Origin of the sequence: Clostridium thailandense, assembly GCF_019207025.1 — a bacterium.
In the GTDB taxonomy this organism is placed as follows: Bacteria; Bacillota; Clostridia; order Clostridiales; family Clostridiaceae; genus Clostridium_AM; species Clostridium_AM thailandense.
In genome coordinates, this window is sequence record NZ_JAEEGC010000201.1 from 1 (window position 1) to 15,165 (window position 15,165).

Below are 15,165 nucleotides of genomic sequence, written 5' to 3' on the forward strand. Positions count from 1 at the left end.
GCATAATTTTTCTCTCCTTTACGCTTTGTTAGTTTTGTTATTGTAGATTGAAATTTATGAATAAAAACCAAGAGGTAAAAAGTAAGAAGTAATAATCTTAGTTCTTAGTTTTTATTTATCAATAAATTAACTGTTTTTAAAACATTTGTCTCTTTTTTCTATAAATGCTGTCATACCTTCCTTTTGATCATCTGTTGAAAAACATTGTCCAAATACTTCTGCCTCATAAGCAATTCCAGTGTCTATATCACACTGCATTCCTTTATTTATAGCTGCTTTGCAAAGTTTTACTGCTATTGGAGCTTGAGCTGCTATAGTGTTTGCTAAGTTCTTAACTTCATCCATTAATTGTTCTGGCTCAACTACTCTATTTACTAATCCTATTCTTAAAGCTTCCTTGGCATCTACTATTTTCCCTGTGAAAATAAGTTCCTTCGCCATTCCTTCACCAACAAGTCTTGGTAATCTTTGAGTTCCTCCAAAGCCTGGAGTTATTCCAAGACCTGATTCAGGCTGTCCAAATTTTGCTTTTACTGAAGCTATTCTAATGTCACAAGCCATTGATAGCTCACAACCTCCACCTAAAGCAAAACCATTTACTGCCGCAATTACTGGTTTACCCATATTTTCTAATTTTCGGAATACTTTATTCCCAAGTATTCCAAATTCTCTTCCTTCAATAGTATTAAGGTCCTTCATTTCGGATATGTCTGCTCCTGCTACAAAAGCCTTTCCTTCTCCAGTAATGATTACAGCTAGAATTTCTTTATCTGCATATAAAGCATCAAAAGCAGTATCTAATTCTCTTAAAGTTTCTGAATTTAGTGCATTTAAAGCCTTAGGTCTATTGAGTGTCACTATCCCAATTTTCCCCTCTTTTACAAAAGTTATATTTTTAAATTCCATATTCATTCCTCCTCTGAATATAAATAATTTATTATCAGTATTCCCCTAAATTTAATATGTTTTTATGATCAAATGCCAACTTAAATACTTTTTATTAAAACTACTTAATTTTTTCAATGTATTTTATATTGATTTTTGGTAATATGGCCTTATGGTCATACCATAAGGCTATCATTTTTTTAATATTCAACATAATTTAAAGCTTCAAAATATATAAAAACCTATAAAACGATTACAACAACTGCACAAAACTTTAATTGATCATATTATCGGCTCTATCATTGCAAATTCAAAAGCTACTAAATTATATCAATTGAAATTTTCAAGCAAATTATTATAAATAAAATAATAAAAAGTAAGGATCACATACTCATTTTTAAGATTGGCAGTATGGTATGACCACTTAACGGTTTCAATATTAGCACAATATTCATAAAATTACCATAATAGTTATTTTATTAACACTAGCAGATGAGCTATGTAAATTTATGTAAACGTTGTATTAATGGCATTTTACTACTACTATTTCTTCTAATAAAAAAATTTTTTTTTTAAAACTTTGATAGTCCTGAAAAGTCAATTCTTGTTATTTTTTTAACATTTATATCTAATTTCTATTATCTTACACTAATCTGTAACTTCTATGCTCCTTAAAAATAAATCTTTCATACACTATAAATATATTTATCACCCAAAGATTTTATGTATAAGCTTGCTAACAAAAAATCAGATGCAAAAATAACTTTATTCTTGCATCTGATTTTTTAATTTTTATTATATAAAATTTAATATAGATAGCCCTACCAGACATTTATTTTATTCTATTTACTATATCATTTAAAGTATCATCACTTATGTTCGCATTTCCACCTAAGGTATATAAAGTATTTGCCTTATTGTTTCTTAATAAAGTTGCTATGGAGATATTATTTGAGCTTTCTTCATAACCATTATATGAACCGCTACCAATTAAAAATATAGGACTATTATTCAAAGCAGCAAATGCTGACCCACTTAATGCATCTGGAAAATCCTTGCCAGAAGTCAAAATTGACTTGCTAAAATCAATTTCCTTTGAAAAGGTATCTATTATATTCAAATTTCTGATATATTTATTGTCGCCACCTATCCTCTGCACATTAGGAAACTTTGAAGCAACAGCATCACTTATTATATCCGTATAGCCTAATACATAGGTTATAGGAATAGAGTTGTTTGATATAAATTGTTCCTGTACTGAATTTAATACATCTTTTTGTGCCAATATTATGGGCATCTGCAATTTACCTGCTATAGGTGCTATAGATAAAGCATCCCCATAATCCTCACCAGTAGTTACTATAACGCCATTTGATGTTCCTATTTTCTTTGCTATCTCTATAGAGGTTTCATATCTAGTTGCACCAGATAGTCTAATAATATCTAATCCTTTAGCTTTTATAGCATTCTCCACCTCTGAGGATAGCGACGCAAGTCCACCTATTAGTATTGCATGTTTAGCCTGCAGTCTATCTATCTCTGAGGATACTTGTGACAGTAAACTGTCATGGGTATTTAACAATATTGGAGCATTATACTTTTTGGCTAAAGGTGCTGCACTTAAAGAATCTGGAAAAGCTTCTCCTGAAGCTATTACTACATAATCACTTTGTTTCCAACCTTCCTCACATATTTTTGCAGATGTTTCATATCTATTAGAGCCAAATATCCTATTAGTGGCTATGACAGTATCTGTAGTGTTGGTTGAATATTTTTCATATAATTTCATGTATTCTACGATAATATCTATCGCTCCTTGTCTCATTTCCTTCACAAGCGTCTTATCATTTAAAACACTCTCTGTATTAGTCCAAACCATTCCCCAATCGCCACTCATAGAAGCTTGTCCTTTTATAATACTTCTAACTATCGCAATTGTAAAACTAGTCCTATTTTTTTCATAAGCTTTTTCCATTAATGACTCTGCCTTATTCACATCAAAATAGTTGTCTAAAGCCATCATATAACTTATACAAAAAAGTTCATCTCCAGATAATGACTGCATATCTAGTTTGTCTATATCTTTCGAATATATTAGACTAACATAAGATTTAGCATTACTTTTACCATCAAAATTCCAGCCTAATGCATTAATAACCGCCGCTTTAACATCAATAGGATTTGTACTTGAGTGTAAATAGTTAGCTATCTCTTGATTAATAATTCCTTTTTCCTCAGCTTTTTTTACAATATTGACATCAGTATAAGCTTTGTAAAAATTAGTAGATGTTAGTGGTGAATCCGCAAATACAATAATCGGATTCATTGAAAAAAGTATTCCCACCGTAATAAATAGACCTAAGACATAGTTTTTAATACGCATTTCTTATCCCCCTTATTTTACCGTATTTACCCATATTATACACTAAAAATAATACTACTACAATTTTTTAATCAAAGCTGTATGATAGCAATTATATTGTAGAAGAAACTTTTACTCCACAGTATTTTAATCACGAGTTTCTTCAGAGCTGCTAGTATTTATAGGTATTTCCTTTCCTAAAAATTGGGGTTTAGGTCTTGATATGTTAACTGAAATAAAATCTTTATAGATAGCTAAACTTTCTCTTATTTTATATTTTATTATATCTACATAAATATGCTTGTCCGCTTTTACTCCATAGGCTTCTATTCCCATTCCTCTTGCAGAGTATACTGCTCTTTTAAGATGGTAATCCTGCGTTACTATTACAGCACTATCTACTTTAAATATATACTTTGCTCTATAAATACTTTCATAGGTACTAAAGCCTGCATGATCTAAAAATATACTAGAAGCTTTAATCCCCTTCTGTTCTATGTATTTTCTCATATTATTGACTTCATCATATTGTAAATTTCCATGGTCACCAGTTACTAATATCTTAAGATTACTATTTTTTTTATATATTTCTAGAGCAGTATCAACTCTATCCTTTAATATATCACTTAACCTTCCGTCAGGATATACATAGGCTCCTGGAATAATTATACACTCCACATTAGGAACAAATTGTTTGTCTACTATATATTTATTCGCTTTACTTATTACCCAGAAATTAACACATAAAAATTGAAAGGAAAAAATTAATAGAACTATAAAAATCAACTTAAGGGTTTTTATTTTTGTAAAAATCTTTCTAATTCTTATAATAGTCTCCCCCAATCAATAATTGATATTTTGAACTTGTTAAATACAGAGTTTTATTACACTAAATCTATTTTCATATCTTCTAAAGTTACATTAGGATTTTTATATCTTCCTTTGCTTTCTGTAACTTTACCATATTGAATAGCTTTAACTGGACAAAGATTAATACACGCTAGACATTGACTGCATTCCTTTCCCCATTTAGGCTTTCCTTCAACTTTTATAGATTGACAGTTACATACACTTGCACATATACCGCAACCTGTACAGTTATCTTTAGCATAAAACTTTTTAGTACTTATACCTTTATTAAACAATGGATTCACTATACTAGTTAAAATTCCCATCATAATTCCCTTTTCAACTTTAAAAACATTTTTCTCTCTCTTATTTATAATATTGTTTATACTTTTTAACTCTTCTTCAGCAGCTGAAAGCTTTTTCTCCTCATTAGACTTAGATTCGACATTTCCCATTATTATGTAGTTACTTGGCATAACCAGAGAGAACCCACCATCTAAATGTAAATTTTTTTCTCTTAAACTTTTCTCTAAAATTTTTATAGTATTTCCAATACTGCCACCACAAGTTACTACTGAAAAGATGTAATTATTTTTATAATTATTTAGATTCATTTTATAAATAAAATCAAGTACCATCTTTGGTGGCCCCCATGCATATACTGGGTATACAAAACCTATTATTTCATCATCTTTAAGGTTATATTCAAAGCCACCATTTTTGCTATTCATCATAGCTGCTATAGAAACTAGTTCTTCATTATTTTCCACTGCAATGTTTTTAGCCACTTGAAGTGAATTTCCTGTTCCTGAAAAATAAAATATCATTTTATCGCCCCTTTTTTATTAAATCTATTGAATTATTGCTTAAATCAAGGTTTCTTAACTTAATTAGTCTTTTTATTATATACTAAAATCCTTTTGAATAATACCAAACGTAAGCTTTAGCTTGAATATTCCTTTACTCATACTCATTTGAGTGCAAACTTTTACAAATATTTCTAAATCACGAATTGTCAATTGAAGCCCCTCATTCTATATAGTTAAGTATTTACTAATCATTATACCGTATTATTCATATTTTACAAAATATTATGGAGATGATACCATAAAGACAAGTAAATGTCTTGATTAAAGGAGATGTAAATTATACAAAAAATAATGATTCTTGTCATTGATGGGTACTCTCCAGAGTATTTTATGAATATAGCTCCAAATGAAAGGTGGTTTAGCAATGAAGATTCTCATAGTTGGATATTTTACCGAGACCTCAAAATCAAATATTGTAAATCATTTTCCAGAAGACTGGGACATTGTAATTGTCCCGCCAGGAAAAGAAATGCTGCATCATATTGAAGATTGCCAGGTAATTATACCTGAACATATTAAGGTGGACAGCAGCCTGCTTTCTATAGCAAAAAAATTAAAATTGGTACAGACGGGTGCAGGATTTGATAATGTAGATATCGATGCCTGCACGAAGTTCGGCATTTGGGCGGCCAATGCTGCAGGAGTGAATGCACAAGCAGTGGCCGAGCACGTAATGGCACTGATATTGTCTTATTATAAAAATATACCCTTTCTTGATTCTTTTATGAAAAACAGGATAGACGAAAATCAATTGGACTATACAGGAAGTGAATTAAAAGGAAAAACCATTGGAATTATCGGCTTGGGCGCCGTCGGTAAAAGAGTAGCTGAGTTTTGCAGGGTTTTTGATATAAATGTGCTAGCTTATGCTAGAAATGCCGCTGTACAGTCTGACGGTTTTGTTAAAATGACGGATTTCGATACCCTTGTAAGCACATCGGACATAGTAAGTGTGCATGTGTCCTTAAATCAGCAGACCAAACAACTGATCAACAAAGCAGTATTCAAGAAAATGAAGAACACCGCACTTTTTATCAATACAGCCCGCGGTGGAATTGTCAATGAAAGAGACTTGATAGATGCATTAAAAAACAGGGACATTTCAGGTGCATGCCTGGATGTGTTTGAATCCGAACCGCTTCCAATTGACAGTGAGCTTCGGAATCTTAGCAATGTGATACTTACTCCACACACGGCTGGCATGCCTGACGGCCTAAAATTCCACAAAAAAAGATATGATTTCTTTGTAAATAATATAAAACGTGTAGAGAATGGTGATGAGCCTGAAAACAAGCTCAATCAGTTATTATAGCTTTGGTACAATAAAAATAAGAGGCCTTTATTCTAATTTATCTCTGAGCATCATATAAGCTTAAAACAAATAACATAGATGTGTATTTTATGTTTAAATAGAAATTTAACAAGCCTGTTAGTAAGCTGGGCTGTCACACTTATAGATAACCACACCAGACACTTAACTTATACTATAAGAATTATTGGTAATACTTAGAAAATATGAATATATTTCTAGAGGACAATTGACAAAGGACATAGGACAGTTAAGGTAAGTTTTCTTCCTTACGTCAGAAAGCTAATTTATTTTTTTAGGCTTGTTTTGTGAGTGTAAAACATCGCTTATTCAAATACTCAGAAAGTAGAAGTTCCTTTCAAATTAAAGATTTTTCGTAGTGTAGCGGAGAAAAATCCTCCTTTACTGTCCTATGTCAATTGTCCTCTGTCCTCTAAAAAAATATTTAATTATTACCAATAATTCTCATAGTATAAGTCTACTTTCTGCCGTACTTACCTAAGTGCGACAGCCCTATTATGTCTATAACCTTTGAAATCATTATATATTTAAACTAAGGATGCTAATAATAACACTTCTTCATTATCTCTGTATATTTCACCAAATTGACTTATTGGCAAAGGATTTCTACCTCGACCTACTTCAATAGTAAAGCCTGGTCTTCTAAATTCTTTAATAAACCAATCTTTGTATCCTGAATAAGAAGTTATTCCAGTTGTTTCTGATAAAATATATCCGCTTACTTCAGAGAATTGTTCACCTATTCTTAAAGATTCAGAAGGAGTTAAGTTGCTATACTGCCAGTAAATGACCTCTCCCTGGCTGTGGTAGGCAATCACTAATCTAAAATTATGACTTCTTGTAAAATTCACCACTGCCTTAGTTTCTGGTTCTGATTCTGGATATGGTCCTGAGTATCTGGTAGGCCCTGGTCCAAAAACACCATATTGTGATTCAGCTTCTTTTGATAACTGCCACAATGCATTGTAGTTGTGATTTAGGTCAACACCCCTTATATTGGCTTCCCAAACCCTTGAAAAATCCGTACTTCCATTATTCCACCTTACTAGATCACTATAAAAAGGATTATTTCTTGATAAACCATTAAGTACTAAATCGACTCCATCAGGATTTACCATAGGCATTATATATATAGTACTTCTACTCCATATATCCCTCACATTATATCCCCTTATGCTGCTTCCCTCCGTGTAAGCATTAGCAAAATTCTCTATAAATTTAGTAAGTAATGGAGTCGTAATCCATTCTAGCGCATGATGAGCTCCATTATAGAAAACCTGATTTGGTCCTGTACCAAGTTTTATATAGTAAAGCTCTCTTCCAAGTACACTTCTGCCAGCACTGCCGATGCTAATAAAAGGATATCTTGCTTTTAAGCCTCGAAGATCACGCTCTAAAATATCATAGGTATAATTTATATTTGTATCAACTACATTTATGCCATATGGAACAACGATGTTTCTGCCATCAACTAAATTATACGAATCTATACCTGGATTGGCAAAAATGATTTTATTTATTGAGGTATAATATCTTCTAGCTATGTTATACAAAGTATCCTCTGGTTTAATAGTATAAATATCATAGCCAAGCATAAATTTCTCTAATATTCTATAGGTAGCAGGGCCTATAATTCCATCTGAAGTTAACCCATTGTTTCTTTGAAATGTTCTTACTGCTTCTTCAGTTTGATTTCCGAAGACTCCATCTACAGAACCAGGATTATATCCTATCTTCATCAAAACTGCTTGTATTTTCATTATTTCTGTTCCACGAGAACCTAATCTATATATGGGCATATTAAACCACCTAAATATTAATTATCTGTATCATTTTATTCTTTTAACTTGAATTAGGTGATTAACATTAGTCTTAAAGTATCTGACATAAAAAGGCATTTGATATTAGGTAATAATTACTATTAATATATGTCTTGAATAAGGATTAAAATTATGTTATTATATTCTTACAGCAAGAGAACAACGAACTTAAAGAGATAATTCGTGATAGATAATGATTCAACAGTGACTTAGAACAATCTGATTTGAGCTAACTAAATCTGTAACAACAGTAGGTGCACGATATACATAGATAATATTTCTGAAATACTCGCTAAGCTCTTATTTTGAACCTACATTTATTTTACGGGAATCCAATAATTAGATGAAGAAATGTACTTTTCTGTGAGTCCTTTTACGGCATTTAAGGCGATTGAGGCATCTATGAGGATACCCACCTATGGAGACATAGGTGTCAAAATTAGAGTACCGATATTTTGGATATTGTTTAGAAATTTCAAGCCAATGCTAAATTTTTAGCATTGGCTTTTTATCTATTGACCAATTACTTATAGATTTTTGAAAATTATTATAATACAATATTTATTACAATTGTATTATAATATCCTGACTTACTGGTGCAACAGCAATTGATTACTAACCTTTTCTTTTGTTTTCAAAAATCTCTACAATGGTTTTTTCGGTGCCAACCATTCCGGGAGATGCAATGCAGCCCATATTTTTCATGGTTTCCTCAGGAGTCTTACCATTAATTCCGTGTACATCATCAATATATATACCGTTCATTGCAAAATCTACAGATTTATAGGCAGAATCTACAGCAACAATTCCTTTCATTGTGCAGCCTTGGTTTCCTCCATCGCATATCATACCAGTAATACTGCTGGCCATATTGTTCAGCACATGAGCCATCATATCTACAGTTCCCCCTCGTAAATAAACCAATGCACATGCCATTCCAGAACCTGCTGCTATTGCACAGCCACAAAAGGCTGAAAGCTTTCCTGAATACTCCTTAATATACATGCAAATTAAATAGCTGAGTGCAGTAGCACGTAAGAGCTGTTCTTCCGTATAGCCATTTACTTTATAAGCTGCATACAAAGGCATGGTAGCTATAATTCCGTGGGCACCAGAGCCTGTAATACTCATTGCCGGCTTATCCAAACCAATTACACGGGCTTCAATTGCTGCATTACACAGTAAAGATGCAGTAGACTGTTCATTTTCAGAGATTTCCTGTCCTCCATTGTTTTTCAGAAGATGTCTGGCAAATGTTGTTCTAGGGTTCTTTACCCCTTCACCATATAACTCCAAATTAACTTTATAAGCTTCTTTTATAAAACTTATTTCCTGAATATCAACAGTTGTAATATAATCGTATAATTGCTTAAGGGTATATTTATGTATAACTAATACTTCTTTTAACAGATCATCATTGCCATCCTTTTTTTCACCTTCTCCTTCCAGTTCTACTTTTCCATTTACAGTAATCTTTGTGATATTGGTATGAGAATCCTGTATGGTAACAACGGCTGTATCAGTTTCAGTAACAACTGTAGCTTCTATAAATATTTTACTTGTAATTCCACTAAGTTCAACTGTGACAACACCAGCCTTTACCAGTTTATGGGCTTCTATATTATCCTCCTCTGTTACGTTTTCCAATGCTTCAAGGCCCTTCTCAGCATTTCCTGCCACGTAACCAAGCGCTGCTGCAAAGACATTGCCAACCTCGCTGCTATTTGGTATACCGCAGGTAAAGGCATTCTTATACATACCACTGTTCATTGCTACATTTATTTTTACCACATTTCCTTTCGTATAGCTTCTTGCTTTTGCTACTGCAAAGGCAATTGCACCTGGTTCTGTTACCCCTAATGCAGGTTTCATATCATTTTTAATTAATTGTGTTAATTCATGCATAAACTATTCCCCCTTAAACTTATATTTCTAATTTAAATTATATACCATTAATTGAATATGTAATATTTAATTTAGATTATACGTTTATACGGTTTCTTATCTTTTTGCCATATCCACATATCTGTCATATCTATACTTTGCATCAGCCTGTGCCTTGATAAATAATTCTTCCGCTTGCTTTGGTGCTAGTTTATATAAGGATGCAAACCTAACTTCACTCATCATAAATTCTTTTAAGTCCTTTGTAGGTGGCTTTGAATCTAAAATAAATGGATTCTTTTCTTCATCCACTAAACCTGGATTATAACGATATAATGACCAATATCCACACTCCACAGCATCTTTTGCCTGAATCTGAGATTTACCCATGCTAGACTTAATTCCATGATTTATACAAGGTGAATATGCAATAATAAGTGAAGGTCCTGGATAATTTTCAGCTTCAATTATAGCTTTAATAGCTTGGTTTTTATCAGCACCCATGGATATTTGGGCTACATATACATAGCCATAGCTCATAGCCATCATTCCTAAATCTTTCTTTCTAGTTCTTTTACCTCCTGAGGCAAATTCTGCAATGGCCGCAGTAGGAGTTGATTTAGAAGACTGACCTCCAGTATTAGAATAAACTTCCGTGTCAAATACCAGTACATTTACGTTTTCTCCAGCTGCTAATACATGATCTAATCCACCATATCCAATATCATAAGCCCATCCGTCACCACCAAATATCCAATGGGATCTTTTAATAAAATAGTCTCTGTTATCATAAATCTTGTTTAAAAGTTCATTATTTCCTTTTCCCTCTGTAAGTACAGCTGCCAATTTATCCGCACGCTCTCTAGTTCCCTCGGAGACATCAAAACCTTCTAGCCATGCCTTTATCGCCTCTTTAACTTTAGCACTAACTCCATTATTAATAGCTTCATGTGCTAAATTCTGTGTGGCAGTTCTCAATTTTTTAACCCCTAAATACATACCAAAGCCATACTCAGCATTATCTTCAAATAGTGAGAATCCCCAGGATGGTCCGAAGCCCTTTTCATTTGTAGTATATGAAACTTGAGGAGATCCACCCCAAACAGTGGAGCATCCTGCAGCGTTGGAAATCATCATTCTGTCACCAAAAAGCTGAGTAACCAATTTTGCATATGGAGTTTCACCACAACCTGCACAAGCTCCTGAAAATTCTATTAATGGTTTAAGAAACTGGCTTCCCTTAACAGTTGCTGCAACATTCTTAGGAATCTCTTTAGAAGCTATGCCTTTAGCAAAATCCCAGTCAGTAATATATTTATTTCTGTTTTCTGCGAGTGGCTTCATATCTATAGCTTTTTCCTTTGCAGGACAGTTAACTACACAGCTGCCACATCCTGTACAATCCTGAGCTGAAATTGCCAGGTGATATTTCATATCCTTAAATCCATTTGCTGGAACAGCTTCAAATCCAGCTGGAGAATTTTTTAATTCCTCACAAGTAAGTAACGTTGGTCTAATTACTGCATGAGGACATATATAAGAGCATTGGTTACACTGGATGCACTTATCTGAATTCCATTTTGGAACAGTTATTGATATCTCACGTTTTTCCCAAGCTGTAATTCCAAGTGGAAATGTACCATCTTCACGTCCATTGAAGGCACTTACAGGCAGCTTATCTCCTTCTTGCCTATTCATAGGAAGTATAACTTTTTCAACAAATTCAGGCATCTTTGGATCTATATGAGTTTTAGCATCTTCCGCTGTCTTCCAAGACTCTGGAACATTTATTTTTCTCATGCTTCCGAAACCTTTATCAATAGCTAAATTGTTCATATCAACTATATTTTGTCCCTTACTTCCATAGGATTTTTCAACTTCTTTTTTCAGAAGCTTTCCAACTTCCTCAACTGGAATGATTTGAGCAAGCTTAAAGAAGGCTGCCTGCATTACCATGTTTATTCTTCCGCCAAGTCCAATTTCCCTAGCTATGTCTACAGCATCTATTGTATAGAATTCAACATTATTATTTGCAATAGCTCTCTTTAAACTAGCAGGTAATTGCCTTTCTAATTCTTCTTCACTCCAAATGCAATTTAGCAAGAACTTACCATTCTTTTTTATTCCTGCTAGTAATTCATACTTATTTACATATGCTTGGTTATGGCATGCTATAAAATCTGCATTAGTGATTTCATAAGGCTCTTTAATAGGATTTTCTCCAAATCTAAGATGGGATACAGTCAATCCTCCAGATTTTTTAGAATCATATGCAAAATATGCTTGAGCATAGTGATCTGTATTGTTGCCAATTATTTTTATAGCTGACTTATTTGCACTAACTGTTCCATCTGACCCATAGCCCCAAAACTTACAAGCTATTGTTCCTTCAGGTGTTGGATTTATACTTTCCTTACTTAATGGCAATGATTTAAAGGTTACATCATCAATGATACTAACTGTAAAATCATTCATTGGCTTGTCTAATTTTAGATTATTGAAAACTGATAATACATCATTTGGTTTAAAATCTTTTGAGCTTAGTCCATATCTTCCACCTACGATAAGCGGAGCATTTCCAGCATTATAGAATGCATTTCTAACATCAATATATAAAGGTTCTCCATTTGAACCAGGTTCTTTTGTTCTGTCAAGAACAGCAATTTTTTTAACAGACTTTGGAATTGCTTTTAAAAGATATTCTGGAACAAAAGGTCTATAAAGATGAACCTCTACTAAACCTACTTTTTCTCCTTTACTGTTTAAGTAGTCCACAACTTCATTAATTGTTTCACAGCCTGAACCCATAGCTACAATAATATTCTCAGCATCTTCAGCTCCATAATAGTTAAATAACTTATAATTTCTTCCTGTTAATTTATTGATTTCATCCATATATCCTTGAACAATACCTGGCACAGTATCATAATATTTATTTATTGCTTCCCTCATCTGGAAGAAAATATCTGGGTTTTGAGTTGTTCCACGAAGCACAGGGCGATTTGGAGTAAGTGCACTATCTCTAAATGCTTTCACAGCATCATGATCTAATATTTTATCTAATTCATCATATTCCAATACTTCAATTTTTTGAACTTCGTGAGAAGTTCTAAAACCATCAAAAAAGTGTAGTACAGGTATCCGTGATTTTATTGCACTTAAATGAGCTACTGATCCTAAATCCATTACTTGCTGAACACTACTTGATGCTAGTAATGTAAAACCTGTTTGTCTTGTAGACATAACATCTTGATGATCTCCAAAAATACTAAGTGCATTAGATGCAAGGGTACGAGCACTAACATGAAAAACAGCTGGCAAAAGCTCTCCTGCCACTTTATACATATTGGGAATCATTAATAATAATCCTTGTGAAGCGGTATAGGTTGAAGTAAGTGCACCTGCCTGCAGGGATCCATGAAGTGTACCTGCAGCACCGCCCTCTGATTGCATCTCCTTTACCAAGACTGTTTCCCCAAATAAATTCTTTTTCCCTTTTGATGACCATTCATCTACAACCGCAGCCATAGTTGATGAGGGTGTAATAGGATAAATTGCAGCTACGTCAGTAAATGCATAGGATGCGTAAGCTGCAGCTGTATTTCCATCCATCGTTTCAGTTCTTCTTTTTACCATCTTAAGTTCTCCTTATCATTTATTTATATGATTTTCTTACATATTCATCAATTCTTCTTACAGCTTCTATTAAATTTTCATCAGAATTTGCAAATACGCTGCGGAAATATCCTTCTCCCATATCTCCAAAGGCTGAACCTGGTACAACAACCACTCTAGCATTTTTTACAAGATCAATTGCAAATTCCTCCGAACTTACTCCAAGAGCTTTAATATTTGCAAAGGCATAGAAACTTCCTGGTGACTTTTTACAAGTTATCCCCGGTATGTTATTTAAACCATCAATTAATATATCTCTTCTTCTTAGATAATCAGCATGCATTTGCTTAACTGCTTCCTGATTTCCAGTATAGGCTTCAAGAGCCGCTTTTTGAGTAAAGGTAGATACACAAGAAACTATTCCCTCCTGAAGCTTTGGCATAACAGATACAATATCTTTATTTCCTACAATATATCCAATTCTCCAACCTGTCATAGCATAAGCCTTTGAAAAACTGTTAATTACTAAAACCTGATCTTTAACTTCAGGGACTTGAGCAATACTAAAATATTCTATTCCATCAAAAATCAACTTATCATATACTTCATCAGAGTATACTATTAAATTATGCTTTTTTACAATTTGAGCAATTTTAAGTATCTCTTCTTTACATATTACAGATCCTAAAGGATTACTTGGAGAATTCAATAGAATAGCTTTTGTTTTTGAAGTAATTGCTTTTTCAATATCTTCAGCTTTAATATTAAACTCGTTTTCTTCAAATACAGGAACAGCTACTGGTACAGCTCCAGCAAGCATAACTTGTCCAACGTAATTAGAGAAGCCTGGATCTGGAATTATAACTTCATCGCCAGGATTTACAGTAGCAATCAAGCACATTGTAATTGCTTCCATTCCTCCCACTGTAATCATGACATTATCTAAAGTATAATCCTTGGAGTATTTAGTATATTCCTTTGCAATGGCTTCTCTCAATTCTGGTAAGCCAGCATTTGGAGCATAATGTGTATGTCCCTCATCAATAGCTTTTTTAGCTGCCTCTTTAACGTTTACAGGTGTGTCAAAATTTGGTTCTCCAACTGTTAATTTAATTACATCATCATATTTTTGAGCCAAATCAAACATTTTTCTGATACCTGAGGCAGGGTAATTTTTTGCGATATTTGACAAAAGATTCATAATGAAAACCTCCTATTTATTTTGTTTCCTATACCTTAATCTATATTTTTTATAATGTTATTTATTTTCTCAACTATTTAATTATTAAAAACATTATATACCATGTATACAATTTTATCAAATAGTATACAATTCAAAATTTATCTTTATTAATTGGTTAAATATCTCTGAATAACCAATAATAAAAATACGATAAAATATAAACAGAGTCCTTGGCATCAGGAGTTTAAACTCCATCTGATGCCAAGAACTCTGTTTATATAATCTACCTTTTATTTTTTTAATGATAATATATCCCTGCGTATAAGTTAAGTGTCTGGTTTGGATATCTATATAGATATCCAAACCAG

Annotated in this window: 9 protein-coding genes and 1 other RNA gene; 2 read left to right on the forward strand and 8 right to left on the reverse strand. The window is 32.9% G+C overall.

Annotation, left to right across the window (positions count from 1 at the left end; translation table 11 throughout):
• Positions 1-126: 126 nt before the first annotated feature.
• From I6U48_RS27915 to I6U48_RS27930, 4 genes are all read right to left on the reverse strand, one after another.
• Positions 127-906, reverse strand: coding sequence for a short-chain-enoyl-CoA hydratase (locus tag I6U48_RS27915; RefSeq protein ID WP_218323788.1), 780 nt, complete (start codon positions 904-906; stop codon positions 127-129).
• 811 nt (positions 907-1,717) lie between these two features.
• Positions 1,718-3,268 (reverse strand): cell wall-binding repeat-containing protein, encoded by a 1,551-nt coding sequence (locus I6U48_RS27920; protein ID WP_218323789.1) that lies wholly within the window; start codon positions 3,266-3,268, stop codon positions 1,718-1,720.
• Between the two features lie 126 nt (positions 3,269-3,394).
• Positions 3,395-3,925 (reverse strand): SanA/YdcF family protein, encoded by a 531-nt coding sequence (locus I6U48_RS27925; RefSeq protein WP_312891155.1) that lies wholly within the window; start codon positions 3,923-3,925, stop codon positions 3,395-3,397.
• A 206-nt stretch (positions 3,926-4,131) separates the two neighbouring features.
• Positions 4,132-4,923 carry an EFR1 family ferrodoxin gene (locus tag I6U48_RS27930; RefSeq protein WP_218323790.1) on the reverse strand — a complete coding sequence of 264 codons (792 nt, stop codon included), beginning with the start codon at positions 4,921-4,923 and terminating at the stop codon, positions 4,132-4,134.
• Between the two features lie 406 nt (positions 4,924-5,329).
• Here I6U48_RS27930 and I6U48_RS27935 point away from each other — a divergent pair, with 406 nt between their 5' ends.
• A complete protein-coding gene (locus tag I6U48_RS27935) occupies positions 5,330-6,277 on the forward strand; it encodes an NAD(P)-dependent oxidoreductase (RefSeq protein WP_246615590.1) in 948 nt (315 codons plus the stop codon).
• Between the two features lie 545 nt (positions 6,278-6,822).
• Here the strand turns inward: I6U48_RS27935 and I6U48_RS27940 are convergent.
• A complete protein-coding gene (locus tag I6U48_RS27940) occupies positions 6,823-8,094 on the reverse strand; it encodes a M14 family metallopeptidase (RefSeq protein ID WP_218323792.1) in 1,272 nt (423 codons plus the stop codon).
• Positions 8,095-8,389: 295 nt separating this feature from the next.
• Between I6U48_RS27940 and ssrS the strand changes: the two genes are divergently transcribed.
• Positions 8,390-8,581, forward strand: a non-coding RNA gene (gene ssrS / locus I6U48_RS27945) — 6S RNA.
• Positions 8,582-8,730: 149 nt separating this feature from the next.
• On the opposite strand, the gene I6U48_RS27950 is transcribed toward ssrS, so the two are convergent.
• The 3 genes from I6U48_RS27950 to I6U48_RS27960 all read right to left on the reverse strand — a co-directional run bounded on the left by I6U48_RS27950 (position 8,731) and on the right by I6U48_RS27960 (position 14,815).
• On the reverse strand, positions 8,731-10,020 hold the full coding sequence (locus I6U48_RS27950) for an L-cysteine desulfidase family protein (RefSeq protein ID WP_218323793.1): 1,290 nt from the start codon (positions 10,018-10,020) through the stop codon (positions 8,731-8,733).
• A 96-nt stretch (positions 10,021-10,116) separates the two neighbouring features.
• Positions 10,117-13,635 (reverse strand): pyruvate:ferredoxin (flavodoxin) oxidoreductase, encoded by a 3,519-nt coding sequence (gene nifJ / locus I6U48_RS27955; protein ID WP_218323794.1) that lies wholly within the window; start codon positions 13,633-13,635, stop codon positions 10,117-10,119.
• A gap of 19 nt (positions 13,636-13,654) precedes the next feature.
• Positions 13,655-14,815, reverse strand: coding sequence for a pyridoxal phosphate-dependent aminotransferase (locus I6U48_RS27960; RefSeq protein WP_218323795.1), 1,161 nt, complete (start codon positions 14,813-14,815; stop codon positions 13,655-13,657).
• Between the last annotated feature and the right edge of the window lie 350 nt (positions 14,816-15,165).

Excerpts from the sequence above, each read along its gene's own strand:
- I6U48_RS27950 (WP_218323793.1), bottom strand. The coding sequence starts at position 10,020 with ATGCATGAATTAACACAATTAATTAAAAATGATATGAAACCTGCATTA.
- I6U48_RS27915 (WP_218323788.1), bottom strand. The coding sequence starts at position 906 with ATGGAATTTAAAAATATAACTTTTGTAAAAGAGGGGAAAATTGGGATA.
- I6U48_RS27935 (WP_246615590.1), top strand. The coding sequence starts at position 5,330 with ATGAAGATTCTCATAGTTGGATATTTTACCGAGACCTCAAAATCAAAT.
- nifJ (WP_218323794.1), bottom strand. The coding sequence starts at position 13,635 with ATGGTAAAAAGAAGAACTGAAACGATGGATGGAAATACAGCTGCAGCT.
- I6U48_RS27940 (WP_218323792.1), bottom strand. The coding sequence starts at position 8,094 with ATGCCCATATATAGATTAGGTTCTCGTGGAACAGAAATAATGAAAATA.
- I6U48_RS27930 (WP_218323790.1), bottom strand. The coding sequence starts at position 4,923 with ATGATATTTTATTTTTCAGGAACAGGAAATTCACTTCAAGTGGCTAAA.
- I6U48_RS27960 (WP_218323795.1), bottom strand. The coding sequence starts at position 14,815 with ATGAATCTTTTGTCAAATATCGCAAAAAATTACCCTGCCTCAGGTATC.
- I6U48_RS27920 (WP_218323789.1), bottom strand. The coding sequence starts at position 3,268 with ATGCGTATTAAAAACTATGTCTTAGGTCTATTTATTACGGTGGGAATA.